Raw genomic sequence first — 24,892 nt, 5'->3', positions numbered from 1 at the left:
TAAAAGACAAATGTGAATACATTTGTCTAGAATGTTTTTTCTAATGCTACTAAATCAATTTCCATAGGTGTTTGATTACCTAAAAAATCAATAAGTACTTTAGCCGTTTCTTTTTCAAAATCAATCGATTCAACAGTTCCACTTTTACCAGTAAATGGACCTGAAATAACATTTACTTCATCTCCAACAGCATAGTCAATTTCGATTGCTGAAGTACTAATACCCATATTCTTTAAGATTGGATCTAATTCATGTTTTTGAAGCGGGAAAGGTTTTGCTCCTCCACCAGAAGAACCAATGAATCCTGAAACCCCTGAAGTATTACGTACAACATACCAAGCTTCATCTGTCATAACCATTTCTACAAGAACATATCCAGGAAACATATTTGTTACTTTGTTGATTTTTTTACCATCTTTAATAACTGTTTCTACATGTTCTGGAATAATAATATTATATAAGCAATCTTGTAATCCCATTGATTCAATACGTTTTTCTAAGTTTTCTTTTACTTTATTTTCATGACCATTGTATGTACAAACAACATACCATTGTCTTCCTTCATCATTCATTCCTGCCATAATTAATCCATCCCCAATGCTTTCAATATAAATGCAATAACGGCATCTCCACCAAAGAAGAATAACCCCATTACAAAAGTAAACACTAATACAGTTAAAGAATTATTAAATAATTCTTTTTTTGTTAACCAATGAACATTTTTAATTTCAGCTCTGATTCCTTTTAAATTGAACCACTCTTTAAATTTTAATTCACGTTCTACTTCTTCAACGACTTCTGTTTCCGCCTTTTTACCAAACACGACATAGCCTCCTTATTTTGTTTCTTTATGTAACGTATGCTTTCCACAACGTTTACAATATTTATTTAATTCTAATCTTTTTACATTTAATCGTTTATTTTTAGTCATTGTGTAGTTTCTCGATAAACATTCACTACACACTAAAATGATTTTTTCTTTCATCTTATCAACTCATTTCTATGCCACTATAATTTAGCATAAAAGCTAGCTATAGTCAATCTTATTTAGATTTGTCCATCTTTTTTTGTAAGCGATATTTCGCATTATAGACACAACGAATATCAATATTCAACAATTCAGCAATTTCTTTACTCTTATATCCTTTCATAAAACAATCAAATATTTTTCTTTCAAGTGAAGAGCTTGCTTTTTCTATTTTATTTAAATAATAACTTTTGTTTTCATTTAACCGTAATTGATATTCCGGTCTATTATAACTCTTTTGATCTGCAATAATATTTTCAATACGCATATTACTTCCATAGATTTCTTGATCTAAAGAAATCGTAGAAATTTTATTACCTCTATTAAGTATCCTTTTTTGTAATTTTAATACATCATTAATCGCATATGAAAAATATGTATTTATAGAAGCATTCTTATCATAGCGATAGCGATCAAAAATTCCAATCAAAACAAGTAACGCCTCTTGACTATAATCTTCTGCAGAAGTTAATGCTGTTTCTCTACAATAACGTTTCACAAAAATTTCAATTTTATTTTTATACTCATCTAACAACAATTTATACGCTATTGAAGAACCTAAATGATATAAATACAATAATTCTTGTTCATTATACGCTATCATAGTTTGTCTCTCCTTTCTTACTATAAAGGATGACGTGAGTTATAGACTTGATATAAAAGAACAGATGCAGCTACTGATGCATTTAATGAATTCACATGTCCTACCATTGGTAAAACAACATTAATATCACAACTTTTCTTTACCAATCTTGACATTCCAAATCCCTCTGAACCAATAACTAATACTGTAGGCATATTGTAATCAACACTTCTATAATCTTGACTATTTTCTAATTCACAACCAACGACCCAAAATGCCTTCTTTTTTAAATCTTCTAATGTTCTTGTCAAATTTGTTACCTGTGCTACTTTTACATGATGAATAGCTCCTGTTGAAACTTTCGCAACCGTTCCATTCAATCCAACACTTCTATTTTTTCCAATAATAACACCATCAACACCAACAGCATCACATGTTCTCAAAATAGCACCTAGATTATGAGGATCTTCCAAACCATCTAACATAAGTAATAGAGGTTGTTTATTTTCAGGAATATCTTTTAAAATTTCATCAATTGTATAATAGCGATAATTTTCAATATAGGCCATCACTCCTTGATGAACAACCTTTCCTACCTTCTTATCAAATTCTTTCTTATCAACAAATTCTAATGGAATTTGATTTCTTTTACAAATATCAAAAATTTTAGGATCCTTATGCCCATTTAACATATAAATCTTATAAACACTTGCACCCTTTAACGCCTCCATGATAGGGTTCTTTCCATATATATATTGTTTCATATTTTTCTCCATTTTTCGTCTCAAATTTGTCTCAAATTTGTCTCATTTACATATCTTTTGAATTCATCAAATATCTCATAAATTCTATCTTTACATTCATTTAAATATAAATGTCCTATTAAACATTCAAATCCTGTTGAATAACGATGTTCTTTAGTATCTCTTTTAGAAGTTTTTGTATTTCTCCCTCTTTTAAAAATACCAACTTCTTTTTCAGTTAAAAAATCAATTTCTAATAAATGTAAAATAAATTTTTCATGGGACAAACTACTAACAAAATGAGTTGCTTCTTGGCACAACTCATTTACTTTTTTTAGTTCACTTTCTTTTACTAAATAATCTCTAACTAAAAGTTCTAAAACACTATCTCCTAAATAAGCAAGAACTAATGGATTGATAAAATCTGGATTCATTAAATAATCCCCTTTTGAATTAATTCTGCACGATATTGATCAGCTTTTTCAAAATCTTTAACAGCTTTAGCGTCTAACCATTTTGAATATAATTCTAATTCATCTTCATCTAATTGTTTTGGTTTAAAAACAAATCCAATGACATCTGTCATCTTAAGTAAAGTATTATATTCTTTTAAAATTAAAGTATTGTCTTTTTCTTTAACACGCATTGCTTGATTTAATACTTTAACTTGATTTAAAATTTCAGTTAAAGATAAAGAAGTATTTAAATCATCCGCTAAAGCATCTACCATATGATCAACAGTGTCTTTATTAAAGTCATCACCATCAAGATGATTTACTTGTACATAAAGAGATGTTTGTTTTAAAACGTTTTCTACTTTAGCTACTTCTTTTTTTACACCTTCAATAATCTCATTTGTCATATTTAAAGGATTTCTATAATGGCTTGATAACATAAACCATTTATAAACATTGCATCCAAGTTCTACAATTAAATCTTTAGCCCAAACAACATTACCTAAAGATTTAGACATCTTTTCATTATTAATATTGATCATTTGATTATGCATCCATGTATCTGCAATAGGATGTCCATTTAAAGCTCTTGATTGAGCAATTTCATTTTCATGATGTGGAAATTTTAAATCTTGACCTCCACCATGGATATCAATACGCCCATTTTCAAAAATATCATTGATCATAACAACACATTCTGTATGCCATCCTGGTCTCCCTTTTGACCATGGACTATCAAATTGAATACCTTCATCTGTTTTCTTCCATAAAGCGAAATCCGTTGTTTCTTCTTTAACACCTTTATCTTCAACACGTTCACTTGCACCTGCTACAAGGTCTTCAATTTTAATACCCGATAATTCGCCATATTCCTTTACTTTAGAAACTCTAAAATAAACATCTCCATCAACTACATATGCATAACCTTTATCTACTAATTTTTGAATAAAAGAAATAATTTGATCCATTGTTTCTGTAACTCTAGGTGCATAAGTAGGAAATTCTAAGTTTAATCCTCTTCTAACATCTTCATAAGCCTTAATATATTTATCAGTTAATTCTTTTTCAGTAATACCTTCTTGTTTAGCTGCTTTAATAATTTTATCATCTACATCAGTAAAGTTTGAAACAAAAGTCACTTTATTCCCTAAATATTCAAATGTTCTTCTTAAAACATCAAAAACAATCATTGGTCTTGTATTTCCAATATGAACATAGTTATAAACTGTAGGTCCACATACATAAATACTTACTTCACCTTCTTTTAAAGGTTTAAATTCTTCTTTTTTATTTGTAAGTGTATTAAATAATTTCATAATGTTCCTCTCTCCTCTAATAAAAAAAGCATACACTATCTAGACACTGCCGTGTTCTTCCACCAGATAGACGATGCTTATCATGACCTTAACGCAATCAACGTTCTTTCTTTTCAAAAGACTCAAGTAAGTGCATTTCTATTCAATCATTTAGACAATTTCCACCAGCATGCCCTCTCTATAAAATATCATCAATATACTTCTCTTACCTATAATTTTTTTATTGACCTTATTCTATCACAAAATATTTATTTTACAATCCAGAAGACTTCGTAAAAGACTCTAAATAAACAATCATTTTCTTTAAATTCTTTCTAAAATCTTTTCGATTTGCTTCATAACCATAAACATACGTATTCTTATCATCAAAATATACTAAATGAATAAACTTCAATCCAGTTTTTACATAACTTCCCTTATATTCATAACATTTAAGTCCACTTTCTAAAGCTGGCATTTTAACTTTTAATGATGAAACTCCTGAAGCCTCTAATTCACCTTTATAAAGTTCAGATAATTGATCAGTATCATTATCATATTCATTTTCTTCTACTTTATAAAATAATATTTGATTTTCTTTAGTAAAACGTGTAACTCCATCATTTGGATTACCCTCACTTAATTTAAAATCAGAAGGATAATAAAAAGAAACCCCTACACCTGCCTCATATAAAACACCATCTTTATTTGCTGAAACAGTTGTATCTTTTCTTCCACAAGCAACTAATGAAACAACACAAACAAAAACCACCATTAATTTTATTATGCTTTTCATATCATCACCTCGTCTTCTTATTATTCTACACGACTTTATTGATTTTGACAACTCTATGGAAAAGACCATTTTGTTCTTCATTTTGTTCTAAAAAAAAATGCCAGTTTAAACTGACATTAATTGCTTTTATTTCTTATATCATTCCAAAAACCAGGAACATTATCAGAAGCATTAGATTCACCTTTAATATAAGCACAATACAATTGTACTTTAACATCTTGTTTGGTAGAATCCTTTACACCTTTCATACGATTATAGTTAATGCCATTTTCAGCCTTTGTATACATTGCACGCCCCACTTCTTCTTTAGCATTTGCTTCTCCGCTTTTAGACCATAAATATTTATGAGACCATATTTTACCATCATAAAACCATGGCTTACTATCTTTTGTTTCTTGATAGATAACACAGTAAACATGATACATTTTTTCTTCATCTGCACTTCCTTTATAAGAAGTATGCCCCGCTCCAAAAATCAATATATATGGATTTTTTTCCAATCCTGCTTTTGATTTTAAATCAGCAGCCTGTTCTTTAGTTAATTTTTTATTTCCATTTTTAGAGCCATTATCATCACCAAATTCACCATCAGTCCCATAAGTTCTAATCAAAGTTGTTTGTGATGCAATCAATGCATCTCTTACTTTATATAATTGTTCAGATTCTTTTGCTTGTTCAACATATCCTAATACTGATGGAACTGCAATAGCTGCAAGTATAGCAAGTATAACAAGTACAACAATAATTTCTACTAATGTAAACCCCTTTTTGTTTCCTTTTTTATTCACGTCAACAACTCCCTTATATTTCATATAATACCCTTATTATCAATACTTTTCAAGATAATAAAAGAAGTACCACCAAGTGATACTCCTCTATTTTTAAAGTAATGACGCAAATAAACGAATGTATTGTTCTGCACTTGCATCCCAATCTAATTTTTCAGCCATTGCACGTTGCACTATTGCATCCCATGCATCTGGATAATCATAGAAAGTATGCAATGCATAATCAATTGTATCCATCATCTCATGTGCATTATAGTTAGAAAAACTGAATCCTGTACCAGTTTGTTCAAATTCATTATATGGTTGAACACTGTCAGCTAAACCACCTGTTTCTCTAACAATAGGAATTGTTCCATATTTTAATGACATCATTTGTGACAAACCACAAGGTTCAAATAATGATGGCATTAAGAACATATCACATCCTGCATAGATACGATTTGATAATACAAAATCATATTTACATTGGAATGATACTTTATCTTGATGCGCCCATGCTGCACCTTTTAAAGCATCTTCATACATACGATCTCCTGAACCCAAGATAACGATTTGAACTTTTCTTTGACACATTGCTTCAAATTGATTAATAATCAAATCTAATCCTTTTTGTTCAGTTAATCTTGTTACGATACCGATTAAAGCAACTTCTGGATCTTCTGGTAATCCAACTTGTCTTTGTAATGCTAATTTATTTTCCAACTTACCATTTTTAACTGAACGAGCTGAATATTTTTTAACGATTGTTTGATCTTTACTTGGATTGATAACATCATAATCAACACCATTTAAAATACCATATAAATCATGTTTTCTCATTTCAAGAATAGATTGTAATCCTTCACCATATTGATCAGTTAAAATTTCTTTAGCGTAAGTCGGAGACACTGTCGTAATAACATCACTGTAGAAAATTGCCGCCTTCATCATATTTAAACATCCATCATTACGACAGTTCCCGTTATAATATAAATAACTATCTAACGCAAAATATTCTTCCAATAATTTTGGATCAGCTTTTCCTTGGAACAAAATATTATGAATTGTGAATACAATTTTAATATTTTGATAATAATCATAATAACAATATCTTTCTTTATAAAGCATTGCAATCATTGCTGTTTGCCAATCATTTAATTGTAAAACATCAGGTTTAATATTTAAATGACTAATTAATTCTAGAACCGCAAAATCAAAGAATGCAAATCTTTCATAATCATCATCATAACCATATAATCCTGGTCTACCAAAATATTGTTCATTATCAATGAAATAGAAAGTTACACCATCTACTTCAGCTTTAAATATACCACAATAGCGTTTTCTCCATCCCATATAGATATCAAAATTTGTTACATATTCAATTTGATCTACAAATTTCATATCTTGATATTTAGGAATAACAACAATACTTTCAACATCTTTTTTTGCTGTTTCTTTTGGTAATGAACCAATAACGTCAGCTAAACCACCCGATTTGATAAAAGGAGTCGCTTCACTGGCAACATACATAACTCTCATTAAACACGGTCTCCTTCTTTAATATAAAGTGGACTTGTTTCTGTTCCTTTTAATTCTAATTTCTTTTCAACTTTTGCACGTTTATCAATAATTACGTTTTCTAATACTGCTCCAGAAGCAATCTTAGATCCAGAGAAGATAACACAGTTTTTAATAACTGCACCTTTCCCAATTGTAACTTCACGTCCAAGAATACTATTTTCAACAGTTCCATCAATTACTGCGCCATTAGCTACGAATGATTTTTTTACATTAGCGTTTGCTAAATATTTTGTTGGAGGTGTGTCGTTTGTATTTGTATAAATTGGCCAATTTGATTTAAATACACGTGATGAAATATCAATATCTAACATTTCCAATGAATATTTGAAGTATGCTTCTGTAGAATCTAAGCATCTAGCATATCCTTTATATTCATAAGTATGAATTTGTTTTTCATCACATAAATATCCTAGAATATCTTTTAAATCATAGAAAGCAGAAATCTTATGTGCTTTTTTCATGATTTCTAATAATTCTTTTCTATTGATTACATAAGTTTCTAATGAAATATTTTGTCTTTTTCTTGTACCTTTATTAATTGTTTTACCAGTTAATAAACCATCTTTATCTATTTCTAAAACATCACAACCAACCCAAGCAACATCTGCATCTTTTGCTTTACGATAAGTCATTGTGATTGTTGCTCCTGATTTTTCATGAGCTGTAATCACATCATTATAATCCATTGTGGTAACGATATGAGCAGGTGCAATCACAACATAATCTGCATTACTTGTTTCTAAGAAATGAATATTTTCAACTAAGTTGTTAATATCATGATTGTATTTAGGATCGTTAGCATATTTTTCATTATAAAGTAATGAAACACCACCAGCTTTTTGGTTAAAGTTCCAAGAATTACCATTTCCTAAATGTTTAAATAAAGAACGTGGTTTCTTTTGAATCATAACCCCAATTGCATCTATTTTAGAATTTGACATATTTGATAAAACAAAGTCAATAATTCCATAACGACCAAGGAAGCTTACAGAGGCCACTGGTCTTCTTTCTGTTAATCCCGTAAATTCTATATCTGAATGTAAGTTTACTAAACCAATAACTTTTGCCATCTTTACTTCCCCCTCTTATCTACTATTATCGCTCACTAATTCAACTTCTTTAGCTTCTGAATTAATGACAGTTCCAGCTTTAACAACTACATTTTCATCAATAATGGCTTTATAGATTTCTGCCCCTTCTTCTACAAGAACACCAGGCATCAATACAGAGTCAACAACTTTTGCGCCTTCTCCAACATTGACATTATTGAATAAAACAGATCCTTCAACAGTTCCGTTAACCATACATCCTTGAGTAACAAGAGAGTTTTTAACTTCTGCTTTTTCACCGATAATTTGAGGTTTTCCTAAAGTGTCTTCAGTATAGATTTTCCAATCTTTTTTGATATTATATAAATCTAAATCTTTATCTTTAAGTAAATCCATGTTAGCTTCCCATAAACTATCTACAGTACCAACATCTTTCCAATATCCATCAAATTCCCAAGCATAAAGCTTTTTATTATCATTTAACATTGCTGGAATGATATTCATACCAAAGTCATGTTTACTATCTTTATCTTTTGCATCAGCTACTAGATATTTACGTAATTGTTTATAAGTAAAGATATAAATACCCATAGATGCAAGAGTTGATTTTGGATGTTCTGGTTTTTCTTCGAATTCATAAATAGTTCCATCTTCATGAGCATTCATAATACCAAAACGACTCGCTTCTTTAAGTGATACATTTAATACTGCAATTGTAGCATCTGCACCACGTTGTTTATGAGCTGCTAACATTTGATCGTATTCCATTTTATAAATATGATCTCCTGATAAAATCAAAACATATTCTGGATCATAACGATCTAAGAAATCTAAGTTTTGATAAATGGCATCTGCAGTACCTGCATACCAAGTGGCTCCTACTTCGTCTCTTTCACGTGCTGGTAAAATAGCAGCCAAAGAATTAGCTCCATCTAATCCCCATTTAGTTCCAGCTCCAACATAAGTTCCAAGTAAAACTGATTCATATTGTGTAAGTACACCTACGATATCAATACCTGAATTTGCGCAGTTACTTAGTGGAAAGTCGATGATACGATATTTCCCCCCAAAGTGAACTGCCGGTTTTGCGACTTTTGCTGTAAGTTCTTTTAAACGTGTTCCACGCCCTCCAGCTAAAATCATAGCGACAATTTCTTTTCCCATTTTTAACTCCTCCTATACAAAATGTAAGCGCTTTAATCTACATCTTTATCTTATCATATTTCACTTTATAATTCACGGAATTATTTAAGTTTTTAAGCAATAATAGATCAAATACTTAGGGTAATATTATTGTACTCCTTTTTTGACATAAATTTAAAGGATAATCATAAATTATTTTGAGGTGAAAACATGGCTCGAATTTCATATACCGAAAAAGAAGTCGAATTATTGGCGAGATTGATAAAATCTGAAGCTTTAGGAGAGGGCGAAGAAGGCATGCTCCTTGTAGGAAATGTCGTTGTCAATCGTGTTGTCGCAAATTGTGACATTTTTAGAAATGTCAGAACTATTAGTGAAGTTGTCTATCAGACAAATCAATTTGCTGGAGTAGGACAACCGCTATTTAATGAACCTGTGAGTCAAAATGAAAAAGACATTGCCTTAAGATGTATTAATGGCTATCGAAATGAACCCGCCACGAACGCCTTATGGTTTAAAAATCCTGGCACAAATGTTGATTGTCCAGAAACGTTTTATGGAAGACTATCTGGAAAATATAAAAAACATTGTTTTTATAACCCAGGGTTAAAAGATAATTGTGACTTATAGGAGGTCTCTATGGATTATTTTGATGATTTAAACCCTTACTTAGTAAAAGAAGATGATAATGAAAATCTTACCAGGCAACAAACTGTTCCCCCTACTCAACCTGTAGAACAAACATATGTTGAAAATATCTTACGTGTTAACGTTGGTAAAAAAGGAACATTCTATTTTAGTTATACCGGTTCTAAAACATGGAATGATAAGATTTATACAGGAACATTGCAACAAGCTGGTAGAGATCATTTTATTATCGTAACTGATACTGGTAAAACAGTAATGTTATTACTTGTTTATTTATTATGGGCAGAATTTGATGAGCCTTTAGATTATCAATATAAAGTAAAATAAGTGCTTACGCACTTATTACATATTTTCGTACTGTTGATACAAAATGTAATGATCCTGTTACAACAATATTTTGATGTTTAGCCTTCATTATTTCAATAGCTTTTTGATAGGGAATATGTCCCCCTTGACTTCTTTCATCATCAAAATCAGCAATCACAACATCAAATTCTTTCAACATATCTAACATCTTTTGACAATCTTTATCCATCAAAGCACTAAAAACAATTCCAACATCTTCCAATTTTCTTTCTTTGATTGTTTGAATTAATGCCTCTATTCCACTGATATTATGAGCACCATCTAAATAAAGATGTCCAAATTGTTCAAAACGACAAGGCCATTTAAAATCATCGATCACCGCTTGAATATCTTCACCATTTAAATCACAAAGATAATCAACAACATTTAAAGCAAGCGTTAAATTACTTACTTGATATGTTGGTAAATGTAATACATATTCTTTTTGATGAAAATGTAGATGATAAGGATACTGATATTGTTTTTCTACTTGTAAAGGATAAAAAGTACTTTGATGTTTTGTACAATAATCTTTAAAATAACTTAATATTTCTTTATTTTGTTCAGTTGTAAATAAAGGAACATTTTCTTTAACAATACCTACTTTATGACTGGCTATTTCTAACAAAGTATCACCTAACATAAATTGATGATCATAACCAATATTTGTTATCACTGCAACATTACTTTTAATCACATTTGTTTTATCATGAAGTCCTCCTATACCACATTCAATAATATGATAATCTAAATCTAATTCATTAAAATAATACAACATAATCAACGTATCTATTTCAAACATTGAAAGATGTTCTTGTTGTATTAAAGGCAGTAATTGATTAATGAATCTTAATAAATCATCATCTGATATAGGTTTTCCATCAACTGAAATTCTTTCATGATGTTTAATAATATAAGGTGAAGTAAAAGTACCTACATGATATCCTTGTTTCATTAATAAATCTTTTATAAATGTAACAGTTGAACCTTTACCATTTGTTCCTGCTACATGAATTACATTTTTTAAATCAATAGGTATTTGATATCTTTCTATTATCTTTTGAAAATCTTCAAAAGAGCGTTTAGCTCTTTGAGATTCTATAAAATGAATGGCTTCATCTACTGTTTTAAACATCTGGATTACTCCAATCAATTGGTGTCATACCATTTTTTATTAAAAAAGCATTTGTTTTAGAAAATGGTTTTGATCCAAAAAATCCTCTATAAGCTGAAAGTGGTGAAGGATGTACACTTGTAAGAACTAAATGTCTAGAATCAATATATTTTTTCTTTTCAATAGCATTCTTTCCCCAAAGAATAAAAACCAGCGGCTTTTCTCTTTCATTTAAATAACGGACAACATTTAAAGTAAAAGTTTCCCATCCTAATCCTTTATGTGAATTAGCTTTACCTCTTTCAACAGTTAAAACATTATTAAGTAATAGAACACCTTGTTTAGCCCAATAAGTTAAATCTCCATGATGAGGGATAGGTAATCCTAAATCATCATGTATTTCTTTATAAATATTAACAAGACTAGGAGGAATACGGACATCTTTAGTTACTGAAAAAGCAAGTCCATTTGCTTGATGAGGTTCATGATAAGGATCTTGTCCTAAAATAACAACTTTAATATCATCAAAATCACATAAATTAAGTGCTCTAAAGATTTGTTGTTTTGGTGGATAAATTGTTTTAGTTTCATATTCTTTTTCAATGATTTGATGTAACTTTTGATAATATTCTTTTTGAGATTCAATTTCTACTATTGTTTTAAATCTATTCATGATCTTCTCCTAATACAAACTTTTCAATAACTTCACTTACTGCCCCTTCATCATAATCCTTCTTTGTTACATACTGTGCCAATTCTTTAATATCATCTCTCGCACAAGCAACAGCACATCCTAATTTCGCAGTTTTAATCATTTCTACATCATTATAATTATCCCCAATACCAATCGTTTCATCCATATCATAGCCTAAATAATCGACTAACCAACGCATTCCATATCCTTTATCAACACCCTTAGTATTCATCTCTAAATAACGTCCACTAGAAAAAGCTATACTACATGTATCTTGAATACTTTGAGGTAATTTTAAAGCTAGTACTTTTAAATAATCCATATCTCTTTTTTCATATAAAATCTTAGCTATTTTTTCATTCTTTAAAAAAGAAATATCAAAATCATCAATCACTTCAAATTTAGCTTTTTGAGCAATCTTTCTTTGAATTTCATCTTCATCAGCATGAAAAATATAACAACAATCTAAAGTAAATACTAAAACACAAACATCTAAATCTCTTGCATTGTCAAATATTTCTTTTGCTTTTTCAAACTCTAATCCTTTGAAATGAAGAACCTTATTATTTTTATTTTCAACAATCAATCCTCCATTAAAACATAAAGAATACTCTCCTGCTTGATCATATGTGCCTATTTCTTTTAAAATATCTGGAATCATATTAAAAGCTCTTCCTGTACAAGGAACAAACTTTAAACCTTCTTTTCTAGCTTTTAAAATAGCTTCTTGATTTACCTTTGGTACATGATGATTTACTAATAAAGTTTCATCTAAATCTGAAAACATTAATCGATACATACAATTATCCTCCATAAAACATTTCTAAAAAAAGTGGTACTCTTTGTGACCAATCATATTCACTATGCTTTCCATTTGGAAAAAAATGATATTGATAATTTTGTAATTTTCCCTCGATACATTCTTTTAAATGTTCATTACTTGGAATATACCTTTTATCATCTTCTTGACCACCAACATCCATATACAACATATTATGACTTATTGAACTGACTTTCAATAAATTTACAAATTCTTCTTCATAAATCCAAAATGCTGTTGATAAAATAGCACATTTTTTAAAGATCGTAGGATACTTTAAAAAAGCGTAAAATGAAATAAGAGCTCCCATTGAACTTCCCACTATCCCATAATCATCTATTTTAGTAGGAAAGTTTTGATCTAAATAAGGTTTTAATTGCGTTGTTAGAAATGTCACATAAGCATTTCCTTCTCCTCCTACGAGTCTATGTGTACCATATTCTCTTGATAAATCTTGATTCATCATCCATGGCCCATATTCATCTTCTCTTTTTAAAAGTTCAAAATTACAATAGATAGCTACTAAAATCACATCAATATTTAATTGCTTTACCGCTTGTAAAAACCCCCAACTTTTTCCTATATAAGATTGCTCATCAAAAAAAGCATTTTGTCCATCATTAATAATTAAAACAGGATATCTTTTTTTTGATGTTTGATAATCATCTGGAACATAAATATCTATTTTTCTTGTTCTTTTTAATGAACGTATATACATTTCTTCTTGAATAATCATAAAAAATCTCCTAAAACAAAAATAAGCAATCTTTGCTTATTTTTCTTGATCTATATCTGGTAAGATGACAACTTGTTCCCCATCTTTTGTGAAAACATAGTTTTCTCTTGCATAACGCGTCACATAATCATCATCATTTAAAAGACTTACTTCATTTTGTAAATCATTCTTTTCTTTTTTTACTATTGCGACTTCTTTTTCGAGTTTATCAATTTCTGCTGTTCTTGAAAAAACAGACATGGCTTGAGATAATAAGATGTATATTAAAAAGCATCCAATAGAAATATAAGCCATTGGTTTATACACTTTTTTTAGTCTTTTTTTTGTCATCTTTTCACCCTCTTTTTTATAGACCCTATTATACCATCAAACTTCAAAAAAACAAAGCGCACAGGTTTAAATAGTCGTGTTAATTTTTGGTTTATTTTAACAATCACAATATACATTTTTTCATGCATCAAATTTTGATAAACAACATATCCCGCTAAAACACTCACTAAAAAATACGCTCTTAAAATACCTTCATTGATTTTTAATAAGCCTATAAAATAGATTGCAGCAAAAATAATACCAAAACAACCTTGCATAATAAAATAAATAAATTTGATTTTAATTTTGATGAGATGACTATAAATAAAATGATATACAAAGGTAAAGATAATCCCGTATACAAAAGAATACCCTATTCCTTGTATTTGTGTAATTAAATCCATTATTTTAATAATTTATTTAAAACACTATCTTTACTCTTTGTTGTTCTTTTATTCGATAAGTAAGAAATCGCATCAATATTTCCTTTAATACTGACCTCTTTTTTCTCTTGATCAAAACGCACAAGTGCTAAATCGCTACCTTTAATATTTAAATATCCTAAAGATGTTTCAATTAAAAATTCTAAAGAATCAAAACTTTCAATTTTTTTAATGCCTGTAAGTTCCAATGTCTTACGATCTTTTAAATACACATGATGATAAGGTGTTTGTTCAAAATGTATTTGATTATCCATAATATCCCTCCTCTATATCATATGAAAAAAGAGAATGTTCATGACATTCTCTTATTCATTTACTTCTTTTCTTTTTTCATCAACAATATCATAAAGCATTGTACTTTCATCTTTTAAAACATGTTCCTTAAGAAGTTTAACTTTAACCGTTAATATCGTTCTTCCAAATTCAATTTCAATCAAATCTCCAACATTTAACTTTGTTGAAGGTTTAGCCACTTTACCATTGACTTTAACACGTTCGCTTTGAGAAATCTCTTTAGATAAAGTTCGTCTTTTAATAATTCTTGATACTTTTAAAAATTTATCTAATCTCATCTTATTCACTCATAACAGCAGTAATTGCTGGAACTACTTGTTTTTTACGAGAAATAACACCAACTAATGTTCCTTGACATTCTGTTAATTGAACATTAAATGCTTTTTCTACTAATTCAGGACGTGGTCCACCAACAAAGATTTCACTGTTAGCGTTGATAATATCTGTAAGTAATAATAATGTGAATTCCAAATTATTATCTTCCGCAAATTTATTCATATAATCTAACATATCTTTTTTGTATGGTAAGAATCCTTCAATATCCATTGAGTTTACTTGAGCAACCCCTACTTGTAAGTTATCAAAACTGAATTTTTTGAAGTCTTGGTTAAAGATTTCATCTACAGTTTTACCAACTAAAGAAGTTCCTGCTTTAAACATTTCCATTGCAAATTCTTGAATATCAACACCTGCAATTTTAGCTAGTTTCTTAGCAATCTTAGTATCAACTGGTGTACAAGTTGGTGATTTGAATAATAATGTATCAGAAACAACCGCACCTAATAATAAACCAGCAATATGACTTGGCATTTCAACATCTAATTCATCAAACATTTTAGTTACAATTGTAGCTGTTGAACCTAATGGTTCTCCTCTAAATAATAATGGTCCTACTGTTTGAATATCAGCCACTCTATGGTGATCGACGATTTCTAAAATATCAGCTTCTTCAATACCAGGAATAGATTGACCTCTTTCATTGTGGTCTACTAAAATAACTTTTTTTCTTAATCCTTTTAATAAAGCAAAACGAGAAATACTTCCTACACAACGATTATTTAAATCAATAACTGGATATCCTCGATATCTTGTTTCAGACATAACTTCTTTCATATAATCTAAAGTATCATCTGTAGAGAAAGTTTTAATATCTCCTTTGATCATGACATATTCAACAGGAATTGCTTGAACAATTTGTTGAGATGTTTGATAAGTATTAAATGGTGTAGAAATAATTGAAATTCCTTGTTCTTCACATTTTTTTACAACATTTTCATCAGCAGTTAAAGAACCAGTTAATACAATTAAAGATGGTTTAACTGAAATAAGTTCTTCTAAATCATCACTTCTATCTCCACCTACAATCACAACATCATTTTCATGAATACGTTTTTTAGCTTCACTACCTGACATTGCTGCAATGTGAATATCTCCTTCAATCACTTTTAACGCATTATTTAAATAAATCACATTTGCTTCTAAAGTATCAATAACATTTTCAACAGGAGTTTTAGCTTTCTTTAAAACTTCACTATCCCATTGATCCATATATCCTTCAATAATATTAGATGTAGATAATAAACCTAATAATTGACCATGTTCATCTAAAATAGGTGCAGATTTTAAATTTTGTTGTTTTAATAAAAACCAAGCTGTTTTTAAAGTTAAATCTTTAGAAAAAACAGTTACTTTATCATAATTTAAATCTTCAACTTTTTGTTTAACTGTTTTAAGTAAAACAGGGTGTTCTACTCCAAAACGTTTTAAAACATATTCAGTTTCCCTATTAATTTCTCCTAAACGTACAGGAATTGCATTATATTTATTTGTTGCATTTAATAAATAACTATAAGCAATTGCCGAACAAATACTATCTGTATCTGGATTTCTATGTCCACTTACATAAACTAAATCACTCATTCATATTCTCCTTTATACATTTTTCTTCAAATAACGATAAACTGTTGGTTCAGATACCGCTAATTTTTCAGCCACTAATACAATAGCACCTTTAACCTTAAAAGTCCCTTTTTCTTGTAAATATTTTACAACTTTTATCTTTTCATCTACATTTAATCTTTCAGCTAAGAAATAACTTGGGAATCCCATCTTTTCTAAGCATTCTTTAATATACATATCAATCATTTCATCTAATGGAGATGATAAGATTTCAACTGGATTATCCATTTTAAATTCAATATCTTTTTCTTCCTTAATCCCTAAAATCTTTTTAATTGTAGAAGTTAAATATTCTAAATCTGAAATATTCACATTAATACATAACATTCCTACGGGCATTTCACGACCTTCTTCTTTAATAAAATAAGTCGCTGCTCTCATTAATTTACCATCATTACCTACAGTTTTATAATTCATGACAAAGTCATGATTTAAATATTGTTTTTCTTCTAAATAATGTAAAGATAAATTTGATAATTTTGCTCCAACTTCTCTTCCTGAAATTGGATTATTTGAAATAGCTACAATTTCTTGATCTTTAGATGTCAAATCATGTAAAGCTATTTCACAATTGTCACCTAATGCAGCACTTAAAAAATTAACTAATTTTGCATAAGGTTCTAAACTTTTGTACATACTATTCTTCCTCATTTCCCTTATTATTATGATAATAATTCATATCTATATATTATCACGATAATAATTCATATCTATATATTATCACGATAATAATTCATAAACAATGATTATTATTATAATAAAAAAGAAGTCTATAGTTTTTCACAAAGACTTCTATTTATAAATATTCTTTTTAGAAATTTCTCTTAAAGAAGAAACACCTGTCATCATCATCGTATTTTCTAATTCTTGACCTAACTGTTGAACATAAGCTTCAACACCTTCATCTTTACCACCATAAATCATATTAACAAATGGTCTTGCTATAATGACTGCATCCGCACCTAAAGCAAGGGCTTTAAAAACATCTAAGCCACTACGAATACCACCATCAACAATAATTTTAACTTGTCCTTTAAATTGATCAGCAATTTCTTCTAAAACACATGCTGTTGCAGGAGTCCCATCTAAAACTCTTCCTCCATGATTGGAAACAACAATCGCTTTGGCACCTGCATCTACCGCTTTTTGTGCACCTTCAACTGACATAATCCCTTTAACAATAAAAGGAACGTGGGCATAATCAATAATCTCTTTTAACTCTTCTACACTCTTTCTACCAGCCGGAGGAATTCTTCCTTGTAAAAAAGGAAGTCCTGCAGCATCAATATCCATAGCAATCGCAAAAGCATTTGATTCATTAGCAAGATCTAATTTTTTAAAGCAAGTATCTTTATCCCAAGGTTTAATCGTTGGAACACCAATGCCACTATTTTCTTTAATAGCATGTGTTGCATGCATCATGATTTCTTCATTTAAACCATCCCCTGTAAAAGCAGCAATCCCACTTTTTGCACAAGCACGTACATAAATTTCATTAAACATATTATCATTATATAAATCACTATAATGTTGACTTACTGCTCCTACTGGTCCAGCAAAAATAGGATACTTAAATGTTTTTCCAAACATTTCAAAAGTTGTATCAATTTCTTTATTTTCAGCAAGAGTATCCATTTTAACTTCTATCTTTTGCCAAGCCTCATAATTTTTAATAGCTACTGTTCCTGTTCCTTTAGAGCCTGGTCCAGGGATTTTATTCGAACAAGCTTTTCCATTACATACTGGACATGACTTACAATAAGGTCCAATAACACTTCTACTTTTTTCTCTTATTTCATTAACATTCATTTTCCTTCATCCTTTATTTACGCTAAAAGATTACACCTGTACTTTGATAAAAATCAAGCTTTTCATTAAAAAACTTGTTTGTACAAGTTGTACAAACAAGTTTGAAAATATCATCAATCTAACATCTTTTGCATTTCCTTTGAATTAATACTTACAATTTCTTTAAAATATTCTTGTTGTGTTTTATTTCCTCTAAATAATTCTTTTTCAATTTTACCATCTTTTAAATAAAGAAGTCTTGATGAATAAGAAGCAATTAAAGGATCGTGACTGACCATAACAATTGTAATATGATTTTCATTCATCTTTTTAAAGATAGATAATATTTCATGTGAATTTTGACTATCTAAGTTTCCTGTTGGTTCATCTGCAATAATGATTTTAGGATTTCCAATTAATGCTCTAGCAATAGCGACTCTTTGTTGTTGTCCTCCCGAACATTCATGAGGATATTTATTGAGTAGTGATTCAATATCTAATTCTTTTGTAATTTGATGGACTTTTTCATCAATAACTTTTTTATTTTCGCCAATGAGTTTTAAAGGAATCATAATATTTTCATAAACCGTTAAAGAATTTAATAAATTATAATTTTGAAAAACAAAACCTAAATATTGATACCTAAATTTTCCTAATTGATTTTCAGACATTTGTTTCACTTCTTGATTTAAAATATACAAACTCCCATTAGTAGGAATATCTATTGTTGAAATATTATTTACTAAAGTAGATTTACCGGAACCTGATGGTCCCATAACAACAATAAACTCTCCTGTTTTAATTTCTAAATCAATATTTTCTAAAGCTGTAAATGGTTGTTTACTTCCAAGTCCATAAATTTTTGTCATATTTTTTGCTCGTAAAACTGTTTTCATATTATTGTCCTCCTAGTTGTACTTTCCCTACACAATAATTTAATAAAAGACAAATCAATAATGTCACTACATAATAGATAAATAATCCACTATAGAAAAATAACATTGTAGAATTCATTAAAATAAACTCTCTCGCCATAAAGATTAAATAAGGTAATGGAATTACTAAAACACAAATAAAATAAAGGATATTTTCTTTCAAAAGCATCTTCTTTAAATCACTATAAACATAACCTACTTTATTTAAAGTATTAAATTCCTTCATTTTATTTTTCTTTTCCATATTCATCTTATATAAAATAGAAATAATTACCATCGCTACAATAAACAAATAACTGATCATTCCTGTCACAAATTCATTACTTTCAATATTTTGTGACGCTAAAACAGGTAATAAAACTGTAATCAATAATGTAAGTAAGCCAATTAACGAAGCTGTTGATTTAATCATCAATCCCACATGTGATAAACAAATATATATTTGTTCTCCTTTTAAATTCTTTTTATTTTTTAAAAAGATTTGTGGTAATAAATACTTATATAATCCATACATTCCCACAACACCTAAAGCTGTTGGCGGAATATAATTTATTAAATTTCCTTCAACCGTTATAATTGAACAAAATCCTATCAAATAAATAAGTAAATACATCATCATTTTTTTAAAACTTACAAAATGAATAGCTTGTACCTTATTTTCATCATTCATTAAAGTATAAATATCACTTTTATGAAGTTGCCCTATTAAAAAGATGATCACAATAACAACTAATACACATAAAGCTGAAATCGTTGTAAAAAAGGTACTTGGCATAATGGTATAAATTGAATAATTGATTTGTAGATAAGGATATATCTTTGAATGAATGAAAAATAAGCTAAGAACACCTAAAATAAATGAAATCGGTAAAACAAAGATAAAAACAATCCCCATTTGAATCAATGTATATTTAATAAAATCTAACAAGTTAAATCCACAAGTAAATAAAATTCCAAATTCTTGATGTTTTTTATTGAAATTATATTGACTGGCATAAATAATCATAAACCAACAAAATAAAATAATTAAAAATGGTAATCCCATTGATAATGGTATATCCGCTCCAAGAGGACCATCTATTCCTCTAGCCCTATCTTCTTCTATTAAATAGGGATTGTTGATAAATTCTGAAAAGATCAAATGAATGACAATTGCAAAAATAAGTGTGAGTCCATAAATCATATATTGTTTTTTATTCCTTTTTAATGTTAACGTAGCTAGTGAAAAAACCTTCATTGCTCCCACCTCCTAACTCCATCATAAACTTTCCATCACACCTTACAATAAAAGTGGCACCAACAACCTAGAAATGACACAAACAACATCTTAAATAAATCTACTTATGATACAATACAGTTAAAGGAGGGATAGCATGAAGTACAAAGTAGGAAAACCCCATTATAAATTAAGTTTTATTTATTCATTCATCATTATTTTTTGGGCTGTTTTTTTAATCATTTATAGTCCATTTTCAGGAATGAATATTTGTGGATTTATGCTTATTTTTTTGATTATCTTTATTTTTCTTCCTAGTATGGCATTTTGTAATAATATTTGGGAAGTGGATGAATATTATCTTAAATACACTTTTTATAATAATGTAATCGATAAATCACAAGCATTTTTTAAAACAATTTTCACTAGAAATATGGAATATCAAATGAAAATAAAACTAGATAAGATTATATCTATTCATGTCACTTATGAAGCAGTTCCAATGCTTTTTTATGGAACCAATGGTTATAATGTTATTTTTAAAGTATTGATGAAAGATGGCTCTTCTTTTTCTTTTCAACCAATCGTTACTAGAAAAAGAAAAGAAATTATCGATGCAATTGAATTTTTAAAAAGTAAAGGCGTTATCTTTAAAGATAAATATCATATTCTAGATCAATTAGATAAACAAGAAGCTTTATCTTATTATTTAGAAAAAATACATGGAGGTAAAAAATGATTTCTATAGCTTGTAATATACAAGAGTGTTATTTTGAAATCATCAAAAAACACTTTACCTCAAAAGATTACTATTTAGAAAAATTCAATCCTGCATCTTATGATGATATCTACTTTATTGAAATAAATACCCTCAATGATTTAGATAAAATTCATCAAATCAATAGATATCCAGAAACTTTAATTTATATTATTGGTCCTAATGACTTTCATTTACTTAATGAATGTTTAACATTAGGGATTCATTTATATTTTGAAAAAGATGATTTAGAAAACAATCTTCACTCTAAATCAAAAACTATTCATCAACAAATATTTACTAGATTTAAAACATATCATTATAAAAATAAACAAATGTCTTTTGAATTAAGACTTGCTCAAATTATGTATGTAGAATCCATGAATCATAAACTTGTAATTCATCATGATAATGGTGATTTTATTGAAAGAAAAAATTTATCTTTATTTATAAAAGAAATCAATTCTTCTGACTTTATTCAAATTCATAAATCATTTGTCGTAAATAAAAACTATATTCAAGAAATAAAAGCTAAAGAACTCATTTTAAAAAATTCTACTATTCTACCCATTGGTAGAAACTTCAAAGAGAGTATTTAAAAAGTAAGGACACACAATCCTTACTTTTTATAATAATTCAATATATTGTTTAGAACAAATTTCTTTAGATGTTGATTAATAACAAGTTTTTGAGTAATATGTGGACAAACACTATAACATAATTTACACCCTATACAGCTATTTTGTACAAAATACTCATGTTTATTTTCTATTGTTTTACCAATAAAAATAGAATCTCTTACTATATGACTAAAAACACTAAATCAATATATTCTTCACTTGCTTCATATAACCAAAAACTTCTAAAGCACCTCTTGTATCTTGTGAGTAAATTTCTTCCACCAATATTTTAATAATCCATTAATCAATATTTCTTTATTAAAACATCTCTTATTTTTAGAAATAAATATTATAATGTATATTCTTTTGGTGATTGTCCATTATCAGCAATAATACTTGAGCATCAGCTAAATAAAACACTTCAAAAATTGGATTATCCATATTTCTTTTTCAGCTTTATTATCTTCAAATACAGCTCTACAATAGTTAAATATTGTACTGGCGTATCATTTAAAAGTTTTACGAATCATTCACATTTACTTCCATCGTTATTAATCATTATGAAATAATTATTTTTTTCATCTTCGCTATTATAATAACTTTACACAAATATATGCACTCTAAAGTGCTATATACTATCCATTTTAAAATTATTGTTTAATATAAGCATTTTGAAGGAAATAAAATGGAAAATAATGAATTACCTGCTTGTCCAGTAGAAACAACACTTACCCTTATTGGAAATAAATGGAAAGTATTAATTATTCGTGATTTAATGCCTGGTTCTAAAAGATTTGGGAAATTACAAAGAAGTATTGGGAAAATCAGTCAAAAAGTTTTAACTTCTAATTTAAAAGAAATGGAAACAAAAGGGATTGTTCATAGAAAAGTTTATGCTGAAGTACCACCGCGTGTCGAATATAGTTTAACTGACTTAGTAAAAAGCCTAAAACCTATTCTTGATTCTATGTGGAATTGGGGAGAAAATTATAAAAGAACTATTCAATAAAATAAGTGCCAGCCTATAGCGACACTTATTTTTTCATTTTAATAATCACATTTAAAGAATTATTGACATCACTAGCCTTATATAAAGCTTGATCAAGCTGTTCTAATGGAAATTCATGAGTAATCATACTTTCTAAATTCCACTTACCACAAGCCATGATTTCTTGAACATCATCAACCTCTTCTTTCATATAACCACCAGAGCCAATAATACTTTGTTGTGCATATGTCATATGCAATAAATCAATGGAGCGTGGTTCTTTATTGACCGCTACTGAAACAAAACGACTTTCTATTTTTCCTAGTTTTAAAAAATCATCAAGAATACTTTTAGCACCTGCTGCATCTAACCAACAATCAATATTTGCAGTTGGACCATTTAAAGAATAAGCCATTCCAAAATAATCTTTGGCATGATTTATAAAATCATCTACTTGTAGGTTACATGTTTCAAAACCTAATTTTTTAGCAATTTCTAAACGATAAGCTGAATAATCACAAATCATCACTTTTTCCATCCCAAAATATTTAAAAGCAACCGCTGCAGCAATACCAATCGTTCCACTGCCAAAAACAACCGCATTTTGTCCTTTGACATACCCTTGACCACTTAGAATCATGCCCCTTCTAGCCCCTCGACAGCCTACAGTAAAAGGTTCAATTAAACTTGCTAGTTTATCTGAAATACGTTTGTCTACCTGATAGAGAGAATGATTTTTCTTAACATTTGGTACTAATATATACTCTGAAAATCCACCTAGTGTCCCCGCTCTTGAAGTATCATCTTTAGCATATAAAGGATAAGGATAAACACGGTCTCCTACTTTAAAATCCTTAACTTCTTTTCCCACCTTAACAATTCTTGAAATTGTTTCATGACCAAATTCACCACCAACATTCACTTTATGTCCTGTATTTGGACCATGCATAAAAACAGCCACATCTGTTCCACATATACTTGAATAAATATTTTGTATTAAAACATCATAATTACCCACTTCAGGAAGAGGTAATTCTTGTATTTTTACTTTTTCTTTTCCTAAATAAATTCCTGCTTTCATAAATTCCCCTTTGGTTGTTTGATACATCGTTGAATCACTTGCATCACAAATTCTATTTCTTCTTTACAATCATCTTTTAGCCATTGAGTAATAATTGCTATAATGCCTTGTATATAAAAAGACATAATGTATTTTCTTTCTTCTTGAGGAACTTGATAACAATCTAAGATTGGCATTAAAACATGTTGAAATAATTGTGAATAACTTTGATTAAGTTGTAGCACTTTTGCTTTTTTTATAGCTGTTAAAAAAAGACGTTTGTTCCTTTTAATATAACTTAAATAAGGTTTTAAATATTTGGGTGTAATTAGATAAAGTTCATCTTTTGAACAATCATTGATCTTATTCACAAAATTTCGTGAATCTTGTCCCATATGCTCAAGAAAATGACGATTCATATATTCAACACTTTCCTTTAATAAATCATCTAATGTTTCATAATGTAAATAAAAGGTCGAACGATTCACACCTGCTTCATGACAAATCTCTTTAACCGTAATATAAGCAAAGTCTTTCTTTTCTAAAAGTTCTAGAAAAGCCTGATCCATTTTTATCGCTGTATTAAAATATTTACTTTCATTTTTATTCATAATCTTTACCCTTTGTTTTATTTATGAAATTTTACTTCCATTTAAACTATTTATATTATCATATTATAAGTTTAACCGAAAAAATGAACCTTAATTAATATTAATTAAATATT

The 24,892-nt window shown here is 28.7% G+C and carries 33 protein-coding genes; 5 read left to right on the top strand and 28 right to left on the bottom strand.

From position 1 onward, the window contains the following. Positions 1-26: 26 nt before the first annotated feature. The 12 genes from nusG to C7U54_RS09115 form a co-directional block, all read right to left on the bottom strand. Positions 27-581 (bottom strand): transcription termination/antitermination protein NusG, encoded by a 555-nt coding sequence (gene nusG, locus C7U54_RS09170; protein ID WP_107030086.1) that lies wholly within the window; start codon positions 579-581, stop codon positions 27-29. Between the two features lie 2 nt (positions 582-583). Further along, positions 584-823, bottom strand: coding sequence for a preprotein translocase subunit SecE (gene secE, locus C7U54_RS09165; protein ID WP_107030085.1), 240 nt, complete (start codon positions 821-823; stop codon positions 584-586). Between the two features lie 12 nt (positions 824-835). Then, complete coding sequence (gene rpmG / locus C7U54_RS09160; RefSeq protein ID WP_022002628.1) at positions 836-985, bottom strand: 50S ribosomal protein L33; 150 nt, start codon at positions 983-985, stop codon at positions 836-838. Positions 986-1,043: 58 nt separating this feature from the next. Beyond that, positions 1,044-1,631, bottom strand: a complete 588-nt coding sequence (locus tag C7U54_RS09155) for a LuxR C-terminal-related transcriptional regulator (RefSeq protein WP_022002629.1) — start codon at positions 1,629-1,631, stop codon at positions 1,044-1,046. A 20-nt stretch (positions 1,632-1,651) separates the two neighbouring features. Then, a complete protein-coding gene (rlmB, locus tag C7U54_RS09150; protein ID WP_022002630.1) occupies positions 1,652-2,374 on the bottom strand; it encodes a 23S rRNA (guanosine(2251)-2'-O)-methyltransferase RlmB in 723 nt (240 codons plus the stop codon). Positions 2,375-2,394: 20 nt separating this feature from the next. Beyond that, the gene (locus C7U54_RS09145; protein WP_022002631.1) at positions 2,395-2,787 is read right to left on the bottom strand and encodes a Mini-ribonuclease 3; all 393 of its coding nucleotides are present in this window, start codon (positions 2,785-2,787) and stop codon (positions 2,395-2,397) included. Further along, the gene (gene cysS, locus C7U54_RS09140; RefSeq protein WP_107030084.1) at positions 2,787-4,124 is read right to left on the bottom strand and encodes a cysteine--tRNA ligase; all 1,338 of its coding nucleotides are present in this window, start codon (positions 4,122-4,124) and stop codon (positions 2,787-2,789) included. Before cysS ends, C7U54_RS09145 begins: the two co-directional genes overlap by 1 nt. A 253-nt stretch (positions 4,125-4,377) precedes the next feature. Further along, positions 4,378-4,899 (bottom strand): hypothetical protein, encoded by a 522-nt coding sequence (locus tag C7U54_RS09135; protein WP_107030083.1) that lies wholly within the window; start codon positions 4,897-4,899, stop codon positions 4,378-4,380. A 116-nt stretch (positions 4,900-5,015) separates the two neighbouring features. Continuing rightward, complete coding sequence (locus C7U54_RS15225; protein WP_227408333.1) at positions 5,016-5,711, bottom strand: type IV pilin protein; 696 nt, start codon at positions 5,709-5,711, stop codon at positions 5,016-5,018. Between the two features lie 69 nt (positions 5,712-5,780). After that, on the bottom strand, positions 5,781-7,208 hold the full coding sequence (glgA, locus tag C7U54_RS09125; RefSeq protein ID WP_022002635.1) for a glycogen synthase GlgA: 1,428 nt from the start codon (positions 7,206-7,208) through the stop codon (positions 5,781-5,783). After that, the gene (glgD, locus tag C7U54_RS09120; RefSeq protein WP_022002636.1) at positions 7,208-8,320 is read right to left on the bottom strand and encodes a glucose-1-phosphate adenylyltransferase subunit GlgD; all 1,113 of its coding nucleotides are present in this window, start codon (positions 8,318-8,320) and stop codon (positions 7,208-7,210) included. Before glgD ends, glgA begins: the two co-directional genes overlap by 1 nt. Positions 8,321-8,335: 15 nt before the next feature. Then, on the bottom strand, positions 8,336-9,463 hold the full coding sequence (locus C7U54_RS09115; protein ID WP_022002637.1) for a glucose-1-phosphate adenylyltransferase: 1,128 nt from the start codon (positions 9,461-9,463) through the stop codon (positions 8,336-8,338). Positions 9,464-9,652: 189 nt separating this feature from the next. Between C7U54_RS09115 and C7U54_RS09110 the strand changes: the two genes are divergently transcribed. Both C7U54_RS09110 and C7U54_RS09105 read left to right on the top strand, forming a co-directional pair. Further along, positions 9,653-10,072: a cell wall hydrolase gene (locus tag C7U54_RS09110; RefSeq protein ID WP_107030082.1), complete on the top strand. Its 420-nt coding sequence runs from the start codon at positions 9,653-9,655 to the stop codon at positions 10,070-10,072. A gap of 9 nt (positions 10,073-10,081) precedes the next feature. Then, positions 10,082-10,417 carry a spore coat protein GerQ gene (locus C7U54_RS09105; protein ID WP_022002639.1) on the top strand — a complete coding sequence of 112 codons (336 nt, stop codon included), beginning with the start codon at positions 10,082-10,084 and terminating at the stop codon, positions 10,415-10,417. A gap of 4 nt (positions 10,418-10,421) precedes the next feature. Here C7U54_RS09105 and C7U54_RS09100 read toward each other — a convergent pair whose 3' ends face one another. From C7U54_RS09100 to C7U54_RS09040, 13 genes are all read right to left on the bottom strand, one after another. After that, positions 10,422-11,570 carry a bifunctional folylpolyglutamate synthase/dihydrofolate synthase gene (locus C7U54_RS09100; RefSeq protein ID WP_107030081.1) on the bottom strand — a complete coding sequence of 383 codons (1,149 nt, stop codon included), beginning with the start codon at positions 11,568-11,570 and terminating at the stop codon, positions 10,422-10,424. Next, the gene (locus C7U54_RS09095; RefSeq protein WP_107030080.1) at positions 11,563-12,222 is read right to left on the bottom strand and encodes a uracil-DNA glycosylase; all 660 of its coding nucleotides are present in this window, start codon (positions 12,220-12,222) and stop codon (positions 11,563-11,565) included. The genes C7U54_RS09100 and C7U54_RS09095 overlap by 8 nt, the downstream gene beginning before the upstream one ends. Further along, the gene (locus C7U54_RS09090) at positions 12,215-13,042 is read right to left on the bottom strand and encodes a Cof-type HAD-IIB family hydrolase (RefSeq protein ID WP_107030079.1); all 828 of its coding nucleotides are present in this window, start codon (positions 13,040-13,042) and stop codon (positions 12,215-12,217) included. Before C7U54_RS09090 ends, C7U54_RS09095 begins: the two co-directional genes overlap by 8 nt. Positions 13,043-13,046: 4 nt before the next feature. After that, positions 13,047-13,799, bottom strand: a complete 753-nt coding sequence (locus C7U54_RS09085; protein ID WP_107030078.1) for an alpha/beta hydrolase — start codon at positions 13,797-13,799, stop codon at positions 13,047-13,049. A gap of 36 nt (positions 13,800-13,835) precedes the next feature. Then, positions 13,836-14,129 (bottom strand): FtsB family cell division protein, encoded by a 294-nt coding sequence (locus C7U54_RS09080; protein ID WP_022002644.1) that lies wholly within the window; start codon positions 14,127-14,129, stop codon positions 13,836-13,838. Further along, positions 14,126-14,512 carry a spore cortex biosynthesis protein YabQ gene (yabQ, locus tag C7U54_RS09075; protein WP_022002645.1) on the bottom strand — a complete coding sequence of 129 codons (387 nt, stop codon included), beginning with the start codon at positions 14,510-14,512 and terminating at the stop codon, positions 14,126-14,128. Before yabQ ends, C7U54_RS09080 begins: the two co-directional genes overlap by 4 nt. Then, positions 14,512-14,805, bottom strand: coding sequence for a sporulation protein YabP (yabP, locus tag C7U54_RS09070; protein WP_022002646.1), 294 nt, complete (start codon positions 14,803-14,805; stop codon positions 14,512-14,514). Before yabP ends, yabQ begins: the two co-directional genes overlap by 1 nt. A 51-nt stretch (positions 14,806-14,856) precedes the next feature. After that, positions 14,857-15,123: an RNA-binding S4 domain-containing protein gene (locus C7U54_RS09065; RefSeq protein WP_022002647.1), complete on the bottom strand. Its 267-nt coding sequence runs from the start codon at positions 15,121-15,123 to the stop codon at positions 14,857-14,859. 1 nt (position 15,124) lies between these two features. Then, a complete protein-coding gene (locus C7U54_RS09060; RefSeq protein WP_107030077.1) occupies positions 15,125-16,765 on the bottom strand; it encodes a putative manganese-dependent inorganic diphosphatase in 1,641 nt (546 codons plus the stop codon). Between the two features lie 12 nt (positions 16,766-16,777). Continuing rightward, positions 16,778-17,440 carry a helix-turn-helix transcriptional regulator gene (locus C7U54_RS09055; RefSeq protein WP_022002649.1) on the bottom strand — a complete coding sequence of 221 codons (663 nt, stop codon included), beginning with the start codon at positions 17,438-17,440 and terminating at the stop codon, positions 16,778-16,780. 156 nt (positions 17,441-17,596) lie between these two features. Further along, positions 17,597-18,613, bottom strand: a complete 1,017-nt coding sequence (locus C7U54_RS09050) for an alpha-hydroxy-acid oxidizing protein (RefSeq protein ID WP_107030076.1) — start codon at positions 18,611-18,613, stop codon at positions 17,597-17,599. A 113-nt stretch (positions 18,614-18,726) separates the two neighbouring features. Further along, complete coding sequence (locus C7U54_RS09045) at positions 18,727-19,488, bottom strand: ABC transporter ATP-binding protein (RefSeq protein ID WP_107030075.1); 762 nt, start codon at positions 19,486-19,488, stop codon at positions 18,727-18,729. Position 19,489: 1 nt separating this feature from the next. Then, positions 19,490-20,764 carry an FtsX-like permease family protein gene (locus tag C7U54_RS09040; protein ID WP_107030074.1) on the bottom strand — a complete coding sequence of 425 codons (1,275 nt, stop codon included), beginning with the start codon at positions 20,762-20,764 and terminating at the stop codon, positions 19,490-19,492. Positions 20,765-20,900: 136 nt separating this feature from the next. On the opposite strand from C7U54_RS09040, the gene C7U54_RS09035 reads away from it, so the two are divergent. Both C7U54_RS09035 and C7U54_RS09030 read left to right on the top strand, forming a co-directional pair. After that, entirely contained in the window at positions 20,901-21,482 is a 582-nt protein-coding gene (locus C7U54_RS09035; RefSeq protein WP_107030073.1) for a hypothetical protein, read from the top strand. Further along, positions 21,479-22,099, top strand: coding sequence for a LytR/AlgR family response regulator transcription factor (locus C7U54_RS09030; RefSeq protein ID WP_107030072.1), 621 nt, complete (start codon positions 21,479-21,481; stop codon positions 22,097-22,099). Before C7U54_RS09035 ends, C7U54_RS09030 begins: the two co-directional genes overlap by 4 nt. Before the next feature lie 20 nt (positions 22,100-22,119). Here the strand turns inward: C7U54_RS09030 and C7U54_RS15550 are convergent, their stop codons facing one another. Next, on the bottom strand, positions 22,120-22,272 hold the full coding sequence (locus tag C7U54_RS15550) for a 4Fe-4S binding protein (RefSeq protein ID WP_396129924.1): 153 nt from the start codon (positions 22,270-22,272) through the stop codon (positions 22,120-22,122). Positions 22,273-22,805: 533 nt separating this feature from the next. Here C7U54_RS15550 and C7U54_RS09020 point away from each other — a divergent pair. Beyond that, complete coding sequence (locus C7U54_RS09020; protein ID WP_107030071.1) at positions 22,806-23,129, top strand: winged helix-turn-helix transcriptional regulator; 324 nt, start codon at positions 22,806-22,808, stop codon at positions 23,127-23,129. 25 nt (positions 23,130-23,154) lie between these two features. On the opposite strand, the gene C7U54_RS09015 is transcribed toward C7U54_RS09020, so the two are convergent. Together C7U54_RS09015 and C7U54_RS09010 are read right to left on the bottom strand one after the other, a co-directional pair. Further along, positions 23,155-24,189 (bottom strand): zinc-dependent alcohol dehydrogenase, encoded by a 1,035-nt coding sequence (locus C7U54_RS09015; protein WP_107030070.1) that lies wholly within the window; start codon positions 24,187-24,189, stop codon positions 23,155-23,157. Then, entirely contained in the window at positions 24,186-24,779 is a 594-nt protein-coding gene (locus C7U54_RS09010; protein WP_107030069.1) for a TetR/AcrR family transcriptional regulator, read from the bottom strand. The genes C7U54_RS09015 and C7U54_RS09010 overlap by 4 nt, the downstream gene beginning before the upstream one ends. Positions 24,780-24,892: the final 113 nt, after the last annotated feature.

Source organism: Faecalibacillus intestinalis (assembly GCF_003024685.1).
Taxonomy (GTDB): Bacteria; Bacillota_I; Bacilli_A; order Erysipelotrichales; family Coprobacillaceae; genus Faecalibacillus; species Faecalibacillus intestinalis.
Note: the sequence above shows the minus strand (reverse complement) of the source record. Positions and strands in the feature narration are given on the sequence as shown.